Origin of the sequence: Chitinophaga varians (assembly GCF_012641275.1) — a bacterium.
In the GTDB taxonomy this organism is placed as follows: domain Bacteria; phylum Bacteroidota; class Bacteroidia; order Chitinophagales; family Chitinophagaceae; genus Chitinophaga; species Chitinophaga varians_A.
Genome location: NZ_JABAIA010000002.1, coordinates 1,466,763 through 1,484,931, shown reverse-complemented (window position 1 = coordinate 1,484,931; position 18,169 = coordinate 1,466,763). Strand labels below are relative to the sequence as shown.

Below are 18,169 nucleotides of genomic sequence, written 5' to 3'. Positions count from 1 at the left end.
CCCTCCCCCTTTTTTTATTGCCAACATTTTCTGCTACCTACGCCCCGTGCATGCTTTTTGATTATTTTTGCGGTGAACGTATACGAATCTCATGCTCAAATTATCTAATGAAACCAAGGTAGGCATACTTACCGTGCTGGGTATCACCTTACTCGTACTGGGCTTTAATTTATTGAAGGGAAAGAGCCTGTTTTCACACAACAAAACCATCTACGCTGTCTACAAACAGGTAAATGGACTGCAGCCGTCCAACGCCGTACAGGTGAACGGCCTGGTGGTAGGAAGCGTTTCTGAGCTGAATGTAAAAGACAACGATCCATCCAGAATACTGGTCACCCTCACCATCACCAAAAAAGTAAACATCCCCCGCAATTCAGTGGCACGTATCAGCAGCGACCTGCTAGGCACCAAGACGGTACAGATGGACCTCGGCAACGCTACCGAATACCTTCAAAATGGCGACACCATCTACGCCTCCGTGGACGGCTCCATGACAGACGCCATCAAGGAACAAATCACCCCGCTGGTGAAAAAACTCGAAGGCACCTTGTCTAATATAGACACCGTATTGCTGGCCGTTAGCAGTATCCTCGACACCACCGCCAAAGGTAACCTGCAGGAAACCATGCGCAACCTGAACACCACCATGCGCAATTTCTCCAATACCTCCGCCTCCCTCAATAACATGATGGACCCGCAGCGAGGTAACGTACAAGCCACTATGAACAACCTGGCCTCTGTAACCGGCAACCTGAAAGCCAACAATGAAAAAATCAGTGGTATCCTCGACAACGCTAAAAAAGCCACCGACGCACTGGCTAACGGCAACATCGACAAAACACTGCAACAACTGCAGCAAACTACCGCCAGCCTGAACAGCACCATGGCCAAACTCAATACCACCGACGGTACGGCCGGCCTCCTGCTGAACGATAAAAAGGTATATAACAACCTCCAGGCATCACTGGGCAGCCTGAACAAACTGCTGGAAGACCTCCGCGTCAACCCTAAACGTTATGTGCATTTCTCCCTGTTCGGTAAAAAAGATAAAACGAAACCACTGCCTTCCGATACCGCAGCGGTACAATAACAGACATACATGAATCATTATATCAGATCAGTCCTTTTACTGGCAGTGATGTGCCTGGCGGCTATTTTGCCCGCCCATGCCCAGATCCCGGCCCAGCCTGCGCCTAAAAAAGGGACCGTGATCGAAATCCTGGGTGCAGACACCCTGCAACTCATCGAAAAAGACACGATCAATGTCACCCGCTTTATCGGCCATGCCCGCTTCAAACAGGGATCTACCCTGTTCTTTTGCGACAGCGCCGTTAAAAACAACAAGACCAATATCGTGGACGCATACGGCAACGTACATATTAACCAGGCCGACAGCGTCCATATTTATGGCAATTACCTCAACTACGACGGTAATACCCGTATCGCCATCCTCCGGGAAAACGCCCGCCTCACAGACGGCAAAGTCACCATCACCGGCCCGGAACTGCAATACGATATGAACGCCAAAATAGGCAGCTATGTGAAAACAGGCCGCCTCGTAAACGGTAAAAGCGTACTGACCAGCGATGAAGGATACTACTATACCGAAACCAAGGAAATGCACTTCCAGCGCAACGTAGTGCTGGTAGATCCTGACTATACGCTGTCCACAGACGCCCTGCTGTACAATACCGAAACAAAAATTGCCAATATCATTGCGCCTACCACCATCAACGAAGGGAAACGCATCATGTACGCCACCAGCGGTTATTATGATACCGACAAAGGCTATGGCAACTTCGGTAACCGGCCCACCATCGAAGACAGCACCGGTACCCTCACCGCAGACAACATCGAAATGGACAAACTCACCGGCATGGCCTACGCCACTGGTAACATGGTATATAAAGATACCGTCCGCAAAATGTCACTGCTGGCCAACCACGGTACGGTCAACCAGATCGCAAAAACGATCCTGGCCACCCAGAAACCGCTGCTCATCATGGAGAAAAATAAAGATACCATGTACCTCGCAGCAGATACGCTCTTCTCCGGGATCATCAGACCAGGCGACAGCCTCTCCATCCCGTCTGTGGCAGGACTGAAAAAAGAACCGGTGAAAGAACCGCTGCGGGCTGTAAGGACCATCCGGCCGCCCAAAGAACATATCCCGGTCACCCTGATCAACCAGGGCGACTCCCTCGCCAAAAAACAACTGGACAGCGTGCCCGGCAACGTGATGATGTTTGTGGCCGATAGTGTACTGGCCAAAACAAAAGACAAGCTGGACTCCAACCGGGTGAAAATGGTGAAAATGGCACAACCGCCACCGGTCGTCATGAAAGACTCTTTACCAGGCATCAAACACCATGCAGACAGCATCGCGCTGTCTGCCCCGCCGGCGAAAGACACTGCCGACCAACGGTACATCCTCGCCTATCACCATGTGCGCATGTTCTCCGATTCCCTCCAGGGCGTGGCCGACAGCGTATATTATTCTACCAAAGACTCCATCTTCCGCTTCTTCCGCGATCCGGTGCTTTGGTCCAATAATACCACCCAGCTTAGTGCAGACACCATGCTGATGTTTACCAAAAACCAGGCGGCCGATAAAGTGCTGATGATCAAAAATGCATTTATCATCAACAATGCCGGCCCCGACATGTTCAACCAGGTGAAAGGCAATACCATCACCGGGTATGTGGCCGGTGAATCGCTCGACTGGATGCATGTGGAGGGTAATGCCGAAACAATCAACTACGTAAAAGACCAGAGTGGCGCCTATATGAGCGTCAACAAGGCACAATGCGGTATTATTAATATCTTCTTCAAAAAGGGAGACGTGGATAAAGTGGTGATGATCAAAGACCCCGAAGGCACCGTTTATCCCTTCACACAAAGGCCCAAAGAACAGCTCCAGCTGGAGAATTTCAAATGGGACATCAAGCGCAAGCCTAAGACGAAGTATGAACTTATGCAGTAATTAGCTGTTATTTTAGTTATTTTGCCATTTGGTCATTTAAAGAAAACAACACGATCTTTAAATAACCAAATGGCAAAACATTAAAATGACAACATGATTAGAAGCGCATTCAAAACCCTCCTGTCCCCGATCTACACTTTCCTAAAAGACAGTCGTGCCGTAGGCATCATCCTGATACTCTGCACCGTGGTGTCTATGGTCCTGGCCAATTCATCCTGGCAGGAAGGTTATGTGAACTTCTGGAATGCGCTCTTTGACCCCACCACCGGCCATCATTATCAATATCGTGCCCTGCATTTGCCCAACTCCTACCTGTTATGGATAAACGACGGCATGATGGTGCTTTTCTTTTTTCTGGTAGGCATGGAAATAAAAAGAGAACTGACCGTAGGTGAACTTTCTTCCCTGCGCAAGTCCATCCTGCCTGTGCTGGCCGCTGTCGGCGGCATGTTGTTTCCGGCGCTGATCTTCAGCCTGTTCAACAGCGGTACGGAATACGCCCATGGCTGGGGCATCCCCATGGCCACAGACATCGCTTTTTCGCTGGGTATCCTCTCGCTGCTGGGCAACAGGGTGCCCGTAAGCCTGAAAATTTTCCTGATGGCCCTGGCCATTATCGACGACCTTGGCGCTATTCTGACCATCGCTATATTTTATACGCCACATCTTAACCTTCAATACCTGCTCATGGCCGGTGGCGTATTGCTGATACCCATCGCGCTGAACCTGCTGAAAGTACAACGATTGATATTGTATTTCATTCCGGGCATCCTGTTGTGGTACTTTCTTTTCAATTCCGGCGTACATGCCACCATCGCAGGGGTGTTGCTCGCATTCTGTATTCCGCAGGATAAAATCGCGGACCTGGTGCATGGCCTCCATGACCCGGTCAACTTTATCATCATGCCCGTTTTCGCGTTGGCCAATACGGCGATACAACTGCCTTCAGATATATTGGGCGCACTGCACAATGATATCAGTTACGGCATCATTGCGGGGCTGGTGCTGGGCAAACCGATAGGTATCTTTGTCTTGTCCTTTGCGGCGGTGAAACTGAAACTGGCGAGCCTTCCTTCCAAATCCGGCTGGTTACAGCTGGTAGGCGTGGGGCTGATTGCCGGTATTGGTTTTACGATGTCTATCTTTATCTCCTCGCTGGCTTACGCGGAAAGGGAATATCAGATCATCTCCATTATATCCGTGATAGCGGCCTCCCTGCTGGCCGGTATAGCCGGATTTATCTTCCTTCGTTTATTGAAGCCCGTTATCCCCATCAAGAAAAGCAAATGATGGATTGGCACTGTTATTGTGAGGCTATCGCGAATTTTATTCAACCAGTGCATACTTTAGAGTAAATAGCCAACGTTAATAGTCGCATACATTTTTTGTATTAATAAATAAGCAACATCTATGAAAAAAGTCGTGTTATTTTTCAGTTTGTTTGCCTTGCTGGCAGTACAGGCTAACGCGCAGAAAAAGAAAAGCTACGGTAGCAGCAGTGTTGAAAACTACAACACCGCACTGGGTATCCGCCTGAACCCCTGGGTGGTGGGCTTTACCATTAAACACTTCATCCAGGGCCCTCACGCCATTGAAGGACTGGTAACTACCAACCACGAACATAGAGCCAACGTTACATTTACCGCGCTGTATGAATACCATTGGAATATCGGCAGACCTGAACTGAATATGTATGCAGGTGGCGGTGCGCACGTAGGTTTCTATGACCGTCGTGACTATGACTGGGACCGTTATGTGGACAAAGGCAAAGGCACCTATGTATCTCCCGGTCTGGATGGCATCATCGGTGTTGAATGGACTTTCAAGAAGATACCGTTGAACCTGAGCGCCGACCTGAAACCTTACGTTCAGTTTGTTGGACCGACCAACTTCATCGGAGAAGAAATTGGCGGTGTATCTGCAAGATATACCTTCTAACATAGCGGAAACGCTAATAACCCGTAAACGGATCATGAGGCAAGCATGATCCGTTTTTTTATGTTCCTTATTTTTGCGCTACATTTATTGTTCAACAGCAGGATATGAAAATCTTCACCGCTGCACAGATCCGGGAGGCGGATGCCTTCACAATCGCACATGAGCCTGTGAGCAGTACCGACCTGATGGCACGGGCTGCCGGCAAATGCGCCGACTGGCTGCTGGACCGCTTTGCCCCTGTTCATCCTTTTTTTATTTTCTGTGGTAAAGGCAATAATGGCGGCGACGGGCTGGTGATTGCCCACCGGTTGCTGGAAGAAGGCTATCAGGTGACCGCCTGCCTGCTGGAGTATGGCAATAAGGCCAGTGAAGACTATATATATTACTATCGGCGGTTGCAGCAGCAATATGCCGGCCGTATCCGCGAAATAGCCGATGTTACCGGTTTTCCTGAACTGCCCGCTTCCGCAGTAATTGTAGACGCTATCTTTGGTACCGGGCTGAACAAACCCATCGAGGGCTGGCTGGCCGGTATCATACACAAAATCAATGATCAGCATGGCCGTCATACCATTGTGGCCATTGATATGCCCTCCGGGCTGATGGCAGACGCCAGTTGCCGCAATACGCCCGTCATACAGGCACATTACACCCTCAGCTTTGAATTCCATAAGCTGGCTTTCCTGCTGCCCGAAAACGCTGCCCTCGTGGGCGAGGTGCAGATACTGCCTATCGGGCTGTCGCCGGACTATATAACGCATACGCCTGTACGCTATCATCTGGCTGACAAAGAGATGATGCATACTATTTACATGCCACGCCCTGCCTTTGCGCATAAAGGCACCTTTGGCCATGCATTGCTGGTTGCCGGCAGCTATGGCAAGATGGGGGCTGCCGTGCTTAGCGCCAAAGCCTGTCTCCGTGCGGGCGTAGGGCTGCTGACCTGTCATATCCCCCGGTGTGGGTATGATATTATGCAGATCAGCGAGCCTGCCGCCATGAGCGTAGCCGACGAGGTACACGAGCACAGCGCGCATTTTCATGAACAGGCCGATGCCCGTTACAAAACCATCGGCATCGGGCCGGGGCTGGGCACCGCCACCGCTACTGCCCGTTCCTTTGAAAAACTGCTTACCTGCTACAAACGCCCCATGGTGATTGACGCGGACGCGCTGAACATCCTTTCCGTATATCCGTCACTGTTATACCAGGTACCGGCAGGCTCCATTCTTACGCCGCACCCCAAAGAATTTGAGCGGCTCTTCGGCCCTTCTGCCAATGACTTCGAGCGGATGGAGCTGTTGTCCAAACAGGCGGTACGGCTGCAGCTATATATCCTCCTGAAAGGACGTTATACCGCTATTGCCTGTCCTGACGGCGCCGTATATTTTAACGCCACCGGCAATCCCGGTATGGCCACCGGTGGTAGCGGCGATGTGCTCACCGGTATCCTTACAGGGTTGCTGGCCCAGGATTATGCTCCCAAGGCCGCCGTATTGCTGGGCGCCTGGCTGCATGGTTATGCCGGCGACCTGGCCGCAGCAAAATTGTCGCAGGAAGCTATGACTGCCGGAGATATCATCTCCCATCTGGGCGCGGCTTTCCTGGAATGTTTCTATTAAAATCCTGTTCCGCTGCGCCTGTGCGTTGTGTGGCGGCCATGGCCGCCGGAGCTTCCCCTTTACGGGCTGCCGACCCTGACATTTCCCTGAAAACCAGCTTCCATAAGGGCTTTCCTGTTAATTCTTTTCCGCCTGCGGTATTTCCTTACCTGTAATGCTTAATTCAAAATTTTATTATCTATATTTATTGGATAACATTTAGTTAATACGCTATTTTTTCAACCGAGCAATTTAAATACGCTTCTATGAGTATCGTTTTCCTCGTTCCCTGTTTTGGATTACTGGCCTTGTTATTTACTGCAGTCCGCAGCTCCTGGGTTACCCGCCAGGATGCGGGCAATGAAAAGATGAAAGAAATAGCGCAGCATATTGCGGAAGGCGCTATGGCATTTTTAAAAGCGGAGTATAAAGTACTGATATACTTTGTTATCATAGCTGCGCTGTTATTGGGTTACATGGGTGCTTCCCATCATACCTCCCACTGGTCGATAGGCCTCGCCTTTATCATAGGCGCTGCATTCTCCGCCACAGCCGGATTTATCGGAATGAAAATAGCGACCAAAGCCAATGTCCGTACTGCACAAGCTGCCCGTACCAGTCTCGCCAAGGCGCTGGGCGTATCCTTCACCGGCGGCTCAGTAATGGGTATGGGCGTTGCCGGCCTGGCCGTACTGGGTCTCGGCTCCCTGTTCATTATCCTCAAATCCTATTTCGGTGCGGCTGCCAATACCGCCGAAATGATCAGGACCATCGAAGTATTGACGGGCTTTTCCCTTGGCGCTGAGAGCATCGCCCTCTTTGCCCGTGTAGGCGGCGGTATCTATACCAAAGCGGCCGACGTAGGTGCTGACCTGGTAGGTAAGGTAGAAGCAGGCATCCCTGAGGATGACCCGCGCAACCCCGCCACCATCGCGGACAACGTGGGTGACAACGTAGGCGACGTAGCCGGTATGGGCGCCGACCTTTTCGGTTCCTATGTGGCCACTGTGCTGGCAACCATGGTACTGGGCTCTGAAACAGCTTCCCAGGACATGTTCGGAGGCCTCGCTCCCATCCTGCTCCCTATGATGATTGCCGGTACCGGTATCATCTTCTCTATCATCGGAACATTCTTCGTAAGAATCAGCGATAGCGCCGGTCTCAATACCGGCGTGGTACAGAAAGCGCTCAACATGGGCAACTGGGGCTCCATCATCCTCACAGCCATCGCTTCCTGGTTCCTCGTTAACTGGATACTGCCCGACGGCCCTATGGTGCTGCGCGGCCATGAGTTCACCAAAAGCCAGGTGTTCGGCTCTATCGTGGTAGGCCTCGTGGTAGGTACCCTGATGAGCATCATCACAGAATATTATACCGCTATGGGCAAACGCCCGGTGCGTTCTATTATCCGTCAATCCGCTACCGGCGCTGCCACTAACATCATCGGCGGTTTGTCTGTAGGGATGGAATCCACCGCATTGCCTATCCTGGTATTGGCATTAGGCATCTATGGCTCCTATGCATTTGCAGGCCTCTATGGCGTGGCAATCGCCGCTGCCGGTATGATGGCCACCACCGCCATGCAGCTGGCCATCGACGCCTTCGGCCCTATTGCCGACAACGCCGGTGGTATTGCTGAAATGAGCGAACTGCCTAAAGACGTGCGTGAAAAAACAGATATCCTCGATGCGGTAGGTAACACCACCGCCGCTACCGGTAAAGGTTTTGCCATCGCCTCTGCGGCCCTGACGGCGCTGGCGCTGTTTGCCGCGTTTGTAGGCGTAGCGGGCATTAAAGGCATCGACATCTATAAAGCCGACGTGCTCGCGGGCCTCTTTGTAGGTGGCATGATCCCCTTCATCTTCTCCTCACTGGCCATTGCAGCGGTAGGACGTGCAGCCATGGCCATGGTGGAAGAAGTACGCCGCCAGTTCCGCGAAATACCCGGCATCATGGAAGGTACCGGCAAACCGGAATACGATAAATGCGTGGCCATCTCCACGCAGGCCTCTATCCGCGAAATGATCCTGCCAGGTGCTATCGCGCTGATATCCCCGCTGCTGATCGGTTTTATCGCCGGTCCTGAAGTACTGGGCGGTTTCCTCGCCGGCGCTACTGTCAGCGGCGTGCTGATGGGCATCTTCCAGAACAACGCCGGCGGCGCCTGGGACAACGCAAAGAAATCATTCGAAAAAGGCGTGGAAATCAACGGCGAAACTTTCTACAAAAAATCAGAACCACATAAAGCCTCTGTTACCGGCGACACCGTTGGTGATCCGTTCAAAGACACCTCCGGCCCTTCCATGAACATCCTCATCAAACTGATGTCTATCGTGTCGCTGGTCATTGCGCCCACCCTGTCTGAAAAATTCCATACCAAGGAAGAAGTGCCGGTGACCAAGGTGAAAACCGTCACACCGCCAGCTGCCAAAACCCAACAAGTGTATGTGATGAAATAATATCATTCCAGGTAGCGGACGATTCCCCGGATAAGACCGCTATTGATCATTAACTTTTTGATTAATAGCACTTTATCATCTTACCGGCTGATTCGTCCGCTATTTTTTTATGATTTACTGTAATTTTTTTTGTTACAGTAAAAAACTACTGTACCTTTGTTTCACGAAACTGTAATAAAAAACAAAACAGTTAAACAATCGGTCCGTTGTGACTGTAATTATATCACTACAAAAACACATTAAACATGAAAGTAGCAATCATCGGTGCATCAGGATTCATTGGCAGCGCCCTTTTAAACGAGGCATTGAACAGAGGTCATGAGGTGACCGCCATTGTACGCAACCCGGAAAAAATACAGGTTAAAGACGACCACCTGACCGTTAAAAAAGGCGACGTGACCAACGAAGCGGAAGTAGCTTCCCTCGTAGCCGGCAATGATGCTGTCATCAGCGCCTACAGCGCCCACGATACCCCTACTTATGTGCAGGCTGTCCGGGCTATTATCGGTGGACTGAAACAAGCCGGTATCAAAAGACTGATTGCCGTAAGTGGTGCAGGCAGCCTGGAAGTGGCCCCTGGCGTACAACTGCTGGACACACCCGAATTTCCGGCAGCATGGAAAGAAGGCGCCAGCGCTACCCGCGAAGCCTATAAAGTGATTAAACAGGATAAAGACCTGCAATGGACCGTATTAAGTCCTGCTGCCATGATCGCACCCGGCGAACGCACCGGCAAATTCCGCCTCGGCGGCGACCAGCTTCTCACAGACGCTAACAACGAAAGCAAAATATCCACCGCTGATTATGCCGTTGCCCTCATTGATGAACTGGAAAAACCGGCACATATTCAACAACGGTTCACCGTGGCTTACTAAACCGAACAAAACCGGCGCACTAAGTCAACTAAGTTTACATACAAAAATATAAAAGGACAGCCCACCGGAAATCGGTGGGCTGTCCTTTTATATCATTTCTACCAATCTTCGCAAATCAGCCATCATCATGGCCATCACAATTCCAACTTTGACGGCGCTACGCCATACTTCTTTTTAAACGCATTGCTGAAATGCTGCGGAGAAGAATATCCTGCTTCATCGGCTATATCGGCAAGAGATGTACCGCCGGCCAGGATCATCTCCCGGGCCATCTGGAGGCGGTGATCATTAAAATAACCAAAGACGGTATTATCAAACACGGTTTTGAAACCGGATTTAAGTTTAAACTCATTCAGGCCTGACAGGCGGGAAAGCTCTGCCAGCGAAGGCGGTTCCTGCAAATCCCGCAACAACAGGTAGCGGGCATGCTGCAATTGCTCCAGCTCTCTTTTGCTGATATTGTGACGCTCCGTCCGTGCCCTGCCAAAGTCGTTTTCCACCTGGTCGCACTGTAGTGCTAACAACTCCATGACCTTTGACTGAAGGAATAATTTTTTCAGTCCGCCCTTGAACTGGCACTGGCGTATTTCCCCCAGCACCGTTTTCATGCGGGGCGTAATATGCGGGTTTATCTTATCGGCCAGGATCACTCCCCTTTTTTTGGCAACGGCGTTCGCCATCTTGCCCAACACCTGACCATTGCTATCGGCCAGTGCAATAAATCGTTCCGGTGAAAAATTCATTCCCAGCACCTGGATACCCTTCTGCTTTCTCAGCTCTGCGGTCTCTTCCCGGTGGGGAGAATACATAATATTATGTTCCAGGGAAGAAAAACGGAACTTATCCGCTATCCCTTCCACAGAGGCCCTTACATCGCCCTTTTCCATAAACAGCATAGACACATGAGGCATGATATCCTCCGAGGCCACCGTCAGGTTCTCATAAATCTCCGCTGTGCACATAATGAGGTGTATCCCGTCAAACTTGCATTCCTGTATGTTATAGGCGCCAAAATCAAGCTGCTGTTCTTTGTTCTCCTCAATAATGGCCCCCGAAGGCACCAGGTCCTCCGGCGAAAAAGGAAAACCTTCCTGCAGCAATACTTCGTTCAGTTCATTTTTGATTACTACAGCCATAAAATAATCCGTTTCGTATAAGTTTTAATCCTTTTCATGTAACAGCTATACGGATAAACAGTAGCAAATTTGCACAAATATATTCCGCAAAATTCAAATCCAAACGCCATGATTGGAATATTCCGTACAAATATTAACACTGTTAAGGATAAAGACGATGTAATTGATGCCATTTCTTCCAGTTTTAGCGTAAATGCCTGTAGCGTGGACATTGAAGACTGTGATAAGGTTTTACGGGTGATCAGCCCCCAGCAGCTCGCCGAAAGAACGATTATCGAGTTTGTGAACCACCTTGGGTTCCATTGCGACATCCTTGATTAATACCCCTCAAAACCAGTCCTATGCCGAATATTGAGCTTGAAGCATAACCCCGGGCTTCAATCTCAATATTCTTTCTCATTTTTCCGCTATATCTTCGTTTTCTATTATTAACCAAAAAAATAATCTGACTACCGATAGGGGTACAGATATCCCACCACGTCTTATTAGCAACGTCACAAAACAGGAAAAGTCATTTAAAATCGAGATTTACCTATTATGAAAACTTTGGTCACCACGTTGATGGCCTTGCTGGTATTAATACTGGCAATGGGTCCAGCACGCGCACAACAGCAACGATTTACCGTTAGCGGTTATGTAAAAGACAAACAAAACGGGGAAAGCCTGGTGGGAATTTCCATCGGCAAACCTGGCACCAGCGTTGGTACTGTCACCAACCAATACGGTTTCTATTCGCTAACACTTCCCGCCGGGGAACACGAGCTTCAGTTTTCGTATATGGGATATGCCCCCGTTAAAACAACGGTTAGTTTACATAGCAACAAAACACTCGACATCCGCCTGGAAAGCAGCAGCAGCCAATTAAGCGAAGTCACTGTCAGCGGTCAAAAGCAGGAAAAAGCGGTCAATACGCTCAATACCAGCATCAACCGCCTGGACATCGCGCAGATGAAAAAGCTGCCTACCTTCATGGGCGAAGTAGATGTGATCCGTTCCATTCAGACGCTCCCGGGCGTCACCACCGTAGGAGAAGGTTCTTCCGGCTTCAACGTCCGCGGCGGCAACAGCGATGAAAATCTTATCCTGCTCGACGAAGCACCCGTATACAATTCCAGCCACATGCTCGGCTTCTTCTCCGTATTCAATCCGGACGCAGTAAAAAGCCTCAACCTGATCAAAGGTGGGTTCCCTGCTGAATACGGCGGCCGTACCTCTTCTGTGCTCGATATCCGCATGAAAGACGGTAACAACCAAAACTTCAATGTGAACGGCGGTATCGGCAATATCTTCAGCCGCCTGTCTGTGGAAGGTCCGCTGGTAAAGGATAAGTCCTCCTTCATCGTAGCTGCCAGAAGATCTTACATTGATATCCTCATGAAACCTTTTGTGAAAGGCGATATGAAGGACACCAAACTGAACTTCTACGACCTGACGGCAAAAGCCAACTACAAGTTTGATAAAAACAACACCCTCTTTATCAGCGGCTACTTCGGCCGTGATAAATTCGGACTGGGCAAAGACGTGGACATGAACTGGGGCAATACCACCGCCACCCTTCGCTGGAACCACGTATTCACCAACCGCCTGTTCCTCAACCTGACCACCTACTACTCTAAATACGATTATAGCCTCAACTTCAGCAACGGCTCCAAAAAACAGGAGGATGAGCTGCTGCAGGGTTATAAATGGACTTCCAATATCATCAACTACGGCCTGAAACCGTCATTCACCTACTACCTGAACACCAATAACATCCTGCATTTCGGCGTACAGGGCATCTACTATACTTTCCGCCCGGGCACCGGCACCGGTACCGAAGGCGACAAAGTACGGCTGAAAGAACTGACCGACAAACATGCACTGGAATCTGCTGTATACCTGGACCATGAGTGGAAACCCACTAAAAAATTCGGTATCCAGTATGGCGGCCGCCTCTCTGCGTATCAACTGTTGGGCAAAGGAACCGCCTACTACTTCAACGATACCACACCGGGCATCCGCAAAACGCTCACCGGCAGCAAAGACTACGGCGCCAATGAACTGATCAAAGGCTATTATTACTTTGAACCTCGTATCAGCGCCCGCTATGCCATCAACGACGAACATGCCGTGAAAGTGGCTTACAGCCGTACCACTCAGTTCATGCACCAGCTCTCCAATACAGCGTCTCCTACCCCGCTCGATATCTGGACACCCAGTACCAACAACATCGAGCCTAGTTTATCAGACCAGTACACCGTTGGTTACTTCTACAATTCTCCCAACGATTCTTACGAGTTCTCTGCCGAGGCTTTCTATAAAACCACTGATCATCAGCTGGATTATATTGACAATGCCAACCTGCAGCTGAACCAGCTGATAGAGGCAGACCTCCTGCCTTCACAGACCCGTGCTTATGGTCTGGAACTGTATGCTAAAAAGAACATCGGCAAAACCACCGGCTGGATCAGCTATACACTGTCCCGCTCAGAAAGAAAAACACCGGGCATCAGCCTCGATGAATGGTTCCTGAACCGCTATGACCGCACGCACAATTTCAACCTGGTGCTCACACATGAATTCACGAAGAGAACTTCCCTGTCTGCCAACTGGGTGTATGCTTCCGGTACGCCAGGCACCTATGCTGACAACAGGTTACAGTTCCAGGACTGGGATATTCCCTACAACAGCACCGAAAAAAGGAACAACTACCGCCTCCCGGCATTCCACCGGCTGGACCTGTCCTTTACCCTTAAAGGCAAACAGCTGAAACGCTGGAAAGGAGAATGGGTGTTCTCCCTGTATAACGTATATGCCCGCAGAAATGCCTACAGTATTTACTTCAAGCAGAATGAGGATGATCCCAACAAACGGGAAGCTGTTCGCCTGTCTATCATCGGCTCTATCATCCCGGGGATCACTTACAACTTCAAATTTTAATCTGTCTTAAAAAAGAAAGTAATGAAAAAACTGTCATTATTCATCATATCAGCGTTAGCGGCGCTCACTGCCTGCGAGGATAAAATAGATCTGGATATCGCCCCGGGCAAATCATTCCCGGTGCTCGATGCCTGGATTACCAATGAGGCCGGTCCGCAAACGATCAAATTCACCATGTCCGTACCGTTTACGGACAACAACCCGGCGCCCATTATCAACGATGCTGCTATTACACTCTTCGATCTGACCAACGGCAAGTCTTATCCGTTTGCATTTAAGGAAAATGCATACACCTATGACGCTACCGCCAACCCGATAGGCGTTGTTGGCCATGCCTACAAACTGCATGTGGAATACAAAGGAGAAATCTTTGAAGCGTATGATACCTTAAAACGGGTACCGCCGATCGATTCCATCACCCTGAAATTCAAGAAAAAAGAAGAGGCGATGTCAGGTAAGGAAGGATACTATGCCACCATGCACGCCAAAGACATTGAAGGCGGCGCCACCGACTATTACTGGATCCGTTCTTACCGCTCCGATACCACCCGCCGCCTGCGCGATGCCTTCTCCATTGATGGCTCCTACGACGAAGGTGTCTCCGACGGCGCTATTTTCATCCTGCCCATCGCTGAAAGCATCACGGATTTCAGCAAACCGTTCCAGCTTGATGAAAAAGTGATCGTGAAACTGAGATCTGTCACCAAGCGCAGCCACGAGTTCCTGACACAGGTAGACCAGCAGGTGAACGCCGGTGGACTGTTTGCCAAAGTGCTGGAGAATGTAAAATCAAATGTTGACAACACAACACCTTCCGGGAAAACCAAAATCCTGGGCTGGTTTGGCACCTCTGCTGTCAGCAGGGCGGAAAAACTGGTGAAATAACAAGATAATTTTTGGCTATTCCGGTAGCTGGTGATTTACAGACGATCAAAAAATCGTAAATTAAATAACCAAATACCTGGATAGCCAAATTTCTTTTTATGCCTCCTAACCTGATTATGTATGCCATTCCCGGCTTTGTGCTGTTGATACTGCTGGAGATCACTATTACCACGATAGACCACCGGAACCTCTACGAGCCCAAAGACGCCCTCAGCAGCATTGCCATGGGGTTGGGCAATGTTTTCATCGGCCTGTTTACCAAAGGCGTTATCCTCGGCATTTATCTCTTTATTTACCAATACCGGTTCTTTACCCTGGGGTTCACCTGGTGGGCCTGGGTATTGTGTTTTTTTGCAGATGATTTCAGCTACTACTGGTTCCATCGTAGCAGTCACACTGTCCGCTTTTTCTGGGCCTCCCATGTTATTCATCACTCCTCCCAAAAATACACGCTGGCCACAGCGCTACGCCAGAACTGGACCGGCAACCTTACCGGCACTTTCCTTTTCTGGTTATGGATGCCACTGGTGGGCTTCCATCCCATCATGGTATTAAGCATGCAGGCCATTAGCCTGATCTACCAGTTCTGGATACATACAGAGGTGATCAACAAACTGCCGCGCCCAATAGAGTTTATTTTCAATACGCCTTCCCATCACCGGGTACATCATGGATCGGACCTTGACTATCTGGACCGTAACCACGGCGGGATGCTCATTATCTGGGACCGTATGTTCGGCACTTTTACGCCGGAAAAGCAGCGGCCCATGTATGGCCTTACCAAAAATATCCATACCTACAATCCTTTCCGTATCGCCACCCATGAATGGATAGATATCTGGCGCGACCTTCGGCGGGCACGATCGCTGCGCGAAGCGTGGCACTACCTGCTGGACGCGCCGGGCTGGAGCCCCGATGGCAGCCGGCAAACCACCAAACAGCTAAGAGGCCGATAAACTCCTGCCTGGATTCATACGGGCTGCTTTGATGCTCTGGAAACTCACCGTCAGCAAAGCAACTGTTAGCGCCATGCCACCTGCCAGCAGGAATATCCACCAGGCGAGGCTGGTACGGTAGGCATATTGCTGCAACCAGTAGTGCATACCGTAGTACCCCAATGGCACCGCTATCAGCACCGACAATACCATCAGGCGTACAAAATCCGCTGTCAGCAGCGTCCAGAGGTTCAGTTCAGAAGCGCCCAATACCTTACGGATACCAATTTCTTTGGTGCGTTGAGACACCACAAAAGCCGATAAGCCGAATAAGCCGAGACATGAAATAAATATCGCCAACACGGCAAATACCGCAGCCAGACGGCCCAGGCGCTGTTCATCGGAGAACTTGCGGGCATATACCTCATCTACAAATTTGTATTCAAAAGGCGCTGCCGGATTGTATCGCCGAAATACTTTGCCGATCCTGTCCAGCGCTGCTACCACTGGCATTTCCGGCTTAATGCGGACGGTTATGAAGTTGTACCATTTGTAATCCAGTCGGAAAATCATCGGCGCCACTCGCTGGTATGGCGATTCCATGATCATATCAGCAGCCACGCCGATCACGCGGCAAGGCGCATCGCCATAAGTCACGATCTCTCCTACCGGATCGCGAAACCCCATCAGGCGTACAGCCGCTTCGTTGAGAATCAACGTGCCGGTGTCGGCCGGATAGTCCCGTGAAAAATCACGCCCCTGCCTGATCTTCCATCCGATCGTATGTCCGTAATCGTGAGAGACGCCCACTATTTTCAGTTGCGGAACAATATTGGGATCTTTTCCCTTCCAGCTGAAGCTTTTGTCACTTTCCGGCGCCTCCGTGGTGGCAGCGGCGGAATAGGCCATATCAGCCACAGCGCCCGTTTCCATAAGATCGCGGCGCAGTGTGTTATAATCAGCCTGGTATAATTGAGGCGTATTGACACCAAGCGTGATAAGCCCTTCCCTGGCGTAACCGGCCGGCCGGTTGCGTGCATGTTGCAGCTGACGGAAAACCACCAGCGTGCCAATGATCAATGTAACAGACACAGTAAACTGCAGCACTATCAGCGTCTGGCGTGGCAACCATGCGGCTTTGCCGGCGGCGATGGTCCCTTTCAGTACCTTTACCGGCTCAAAACGGGAAAGGTAAAACGCCGGATAACTTCCCGCCAGCAGGCCCACGAACAAGGTGAATAATACTATCGCCAGCCAGAAAGACATGTTGTCCCAGGGCAGCACCATCTGTTTATCAGCCAGGCTGTTAAAGAAAAACAAGGAACACTGTACCATCAGCAAACTCAATATCATGGCCATAAATGCTACCACTATGGACTCTGTCAGGAATTGCCCTATCAGCTGGCTCCTGTAGGAACCGATTGCCTTTCGCAGCCCCACCTCTTTGGCCCGCTGTTCGCTGCGCGCTGTAGCAAGGTTCATAAAATTAATGACGGCCAGCAGCAAGACAAACAGACCGATAGTGGCCATTAGCTTCACGGTGCCAATGCGGCCACCTGTATTGACGCCATTCCGGAATTCATTGTACAAATGCCATTGATTCATCGGCTGCAGGAAGATGGTCTCCTTTCCTGCGTTAATATGCGCTTGTACGAGGTCCTTGATTTTGCCTGATACCACAGCAGACTTCGCATGATCGTTCAACTCCACAATCAGCTCCCAGTGATGGGTAGTCCAGTCTGTCGTGGCTTCCTGCAGCCAAACGAGTTCCCGCAGCGCTTTTCCCCACGGCAGCAGTATTTGGGTATCATGAAAAGTAGTGTTCTCAGGAAGGTCTTCATATACGCCGGCCACTTTCAGGTCCATGCGGTTGTCCATGCGCAGCAGCTGGTTAACAGGATCAGCCGGCCCGAACAGTGCCCGTGCCACCGACCGGGACAGCAATACAGCCGAAGGGTCATCCAACGCGTCCTGCCGGCCTGCGACCATACGCAATGATAACATGGCCGGCAGATCAGGCTGCGCCCACCTTCCAACGGCGGAAACTTTCGTTTCACCATTGGCCAGCACATGACTGTAAGTGGGAAAAACGACGGCCACCTTTTTAAAGTCCGCACCATATTTGTTCCGCAATTCGTCCGCCAGCGGAATACATACACCGTTGCTGGTCACCAGTGCCCCGTTGTCCAATTGCGTGCTCATCACCCTGGCGAGGCGGTCGTGATGGATATGATAGTGGTCAAAAGACCATTCATCCCATACCCATAGTCCAATTGTCAACGCTACAGCCATTCCGGTGGCCAGGCCAATAATATTAAGCCCGGCATATAGTTTATGCTGTGTAAAATGGCGGATAGCAATTTTCAGGTAGTTACGGATCATGCTGTGGTAATTTGCGTAGCTGCAGTGCCACGAAGAAAATGCCAATATATCTTCAT

At 50.4% G+C, this 18,169-nt stretch carries 13 protein-coding genes; 11 read left to right on the top strand and 2 right to left on the bottom strand.

The genetic code is table 11. The features are described 5' to 3' along the window. Positions 1–91 precede the first annotated feature (91 nt). From HGH92_RS20655 to HGH92_RS20625, 7 genes are all read left to right on the top strand, one after another. Positions 92–1,090, top strand: a complete 999-nt coding sequence (locus HGH92_RS20655; RefSeq protein ID WP_168872642.1) for an MlaD family protein — start codon at positions 92–94, stop codon at positions 1,088–1,090. Positions 1,091–1,099: 9 nt separating this feature from the next. Then, positions 1,100–2,983, top strand: a complete 1,884-nt coding sequence (locus tag HGH92_RS20650) for an OstA-like protein (RefSeq protein ID WP_168872641.1) — start codon at positions 1,100–1,102, stop codon at positions 2,981–2,983. Positions 2,984–3,076: 93 nt separating this feature from the next. Further along, a complete protein-coding gene (gene nhaA, locus HGH92_RS20645; RefSeq protein ID WP_168872640.1) occupies positions 3,077–4,273 on the top strand; it encodes a Na+/H+ antiporter NhaA in 1,197 nt (398 codons plus the stop codon). 120 nt (positions 4,274–4,393) lie between these two features. Then, positions 4,394–4,921: a hypothetical protein gene (locus tag HGH92_RS20640; protein ID WP_168872639.1), complete on the top strand. Its 528-nt coding sequence runs from the start codon at positions 4,394–4,396 to the stop codon at positions 4,919–4,921. Positions 4,922–5,025: 104 nt separating this feature from the next. Beyond that, positions 5,026–6,543 carry an NAD(P)H-hydrate dehydratase gene (locus tag HGH92_RS20635; RefSeq protein WP_168872638.1) on the top strand — a complete coding sequence of 506 codons (1,518 nt, stop codon included), beginning with the start codon at positions 5,026–5,028 and terminating at the stop codon, positions 6,541–6,543. Positions 6,544–6,788: 245 nt separating this feature from the next. Further along, a complete protein-coding gene (locus HGH92_RS20630; protein ID WP_168872637.1) occupies positions 6,789–8,981 on the top strand; it encodes a sodium-translocating pyrophosphatase in 2,193 nt (730 codons plus the stop codon). Between the two features lie 245 nt (positions 8,982–9,226). Further along, entirely contained in the window at positions 9,227–9,856 is a 630-nt protein-coding gene (locus HGH92_RS20625; protein ID WP_168872636.1) for an NAD(P)-dependent oxidoreductase, read from the top strand. 134 nt (positions 9,857–9,990) lie between these two features. Here HGH92_RS20625 and HGH92_RS20620 read toward each other — a convergent pair whose 3' ends face one another. After that, the gene (locus HGH92_RS20620) at positions 9,991–10,992 is read right to left on the bottom strand and encodes a helix-turn-helix transcriptional regulator (protein WP_168872635.1); all 1,002 of its coding nucleotides are present in this window, start codon (positions 10,990–10,992) and stop codon (positions 9,991–9,993) included. A gap of 108 nt (positions 10,993–11,100) precedes the next feature. Here HGH92_RS20620 and HGH92_RS20615 point away from each other — a divergent pair, with 108 nt between their 5' ends. The 4 genes from HGH92_RS20615 (at position 11,101) to HGH92_RS20600 (ending at position 15,752) form a co-directional block, all read left to right on the top strand. After that, complete coding sequence (locus HGH92_RS20615) at positions 11,101–11,313, top strand: hypothetical protein (protein ID WP_168872634.1); 213 nt, start codon at positions 11,101–11,103, stop codon at positions 11,311–11,313. 216 nt (positions 11,314–11,529) lie between these two features. Next, the gene (locus HGH92_RS20610) at positions 11,530–13,911 is read left to right on the top strand and encodes a TonB-dependent receptor (protein WP_211092680.1); all 2,382 of its coding nucleotides are present in this window, start codon (positions 11,530–11,532) and stop codon (positions 13,909–13,911) included. A 21-nt stretch (positions 13,912–13,932) separates the two neighbouring features. Beyond that, on the top strand, positions 13,933–14,796 hold the full coding sequence (locus HGH92_RS20605; RefSeq protein ID WP_168872633.1) for a DUF4249 domain-containing protein: 864 nt from the start codon (positions 13,933–13,935) through the stop codon (positions 14,794–14,796). 98 nt (positions 14,797–14,894) lie between these two features. Further along, positions 14,895–15,752 (top strand): sterol desaturase family protein, encoded by an 858-nt coding sequence (locus HGH92_RS20600; protein WP_168872632.1) that lies wholly within the window; start codon positions 14,895–14,897, stop codon positions 15,750–15,752. On the opposite strand, the gene HGH92_RS20595 is transcribed toward HGH92_RS20600, so the two are convergent. Next, positions 15,738–18,113 (bottom strand): ABC transporter permease, encoded by a 2,376-nt coding sequence (locus HGH92_RS20595; RefSeq protein WP_168872631.1) that lies wholly within the window; start codon positions 18,111–18,113, stop codon positions 15,738–15,740. The genes HGH92_RS20600 and HGH92_RS20595 overlap by 15 nt on opposite strands. Between the last annotated feature and the right edge of the window lie 56 nt (positions 18,114–18,169).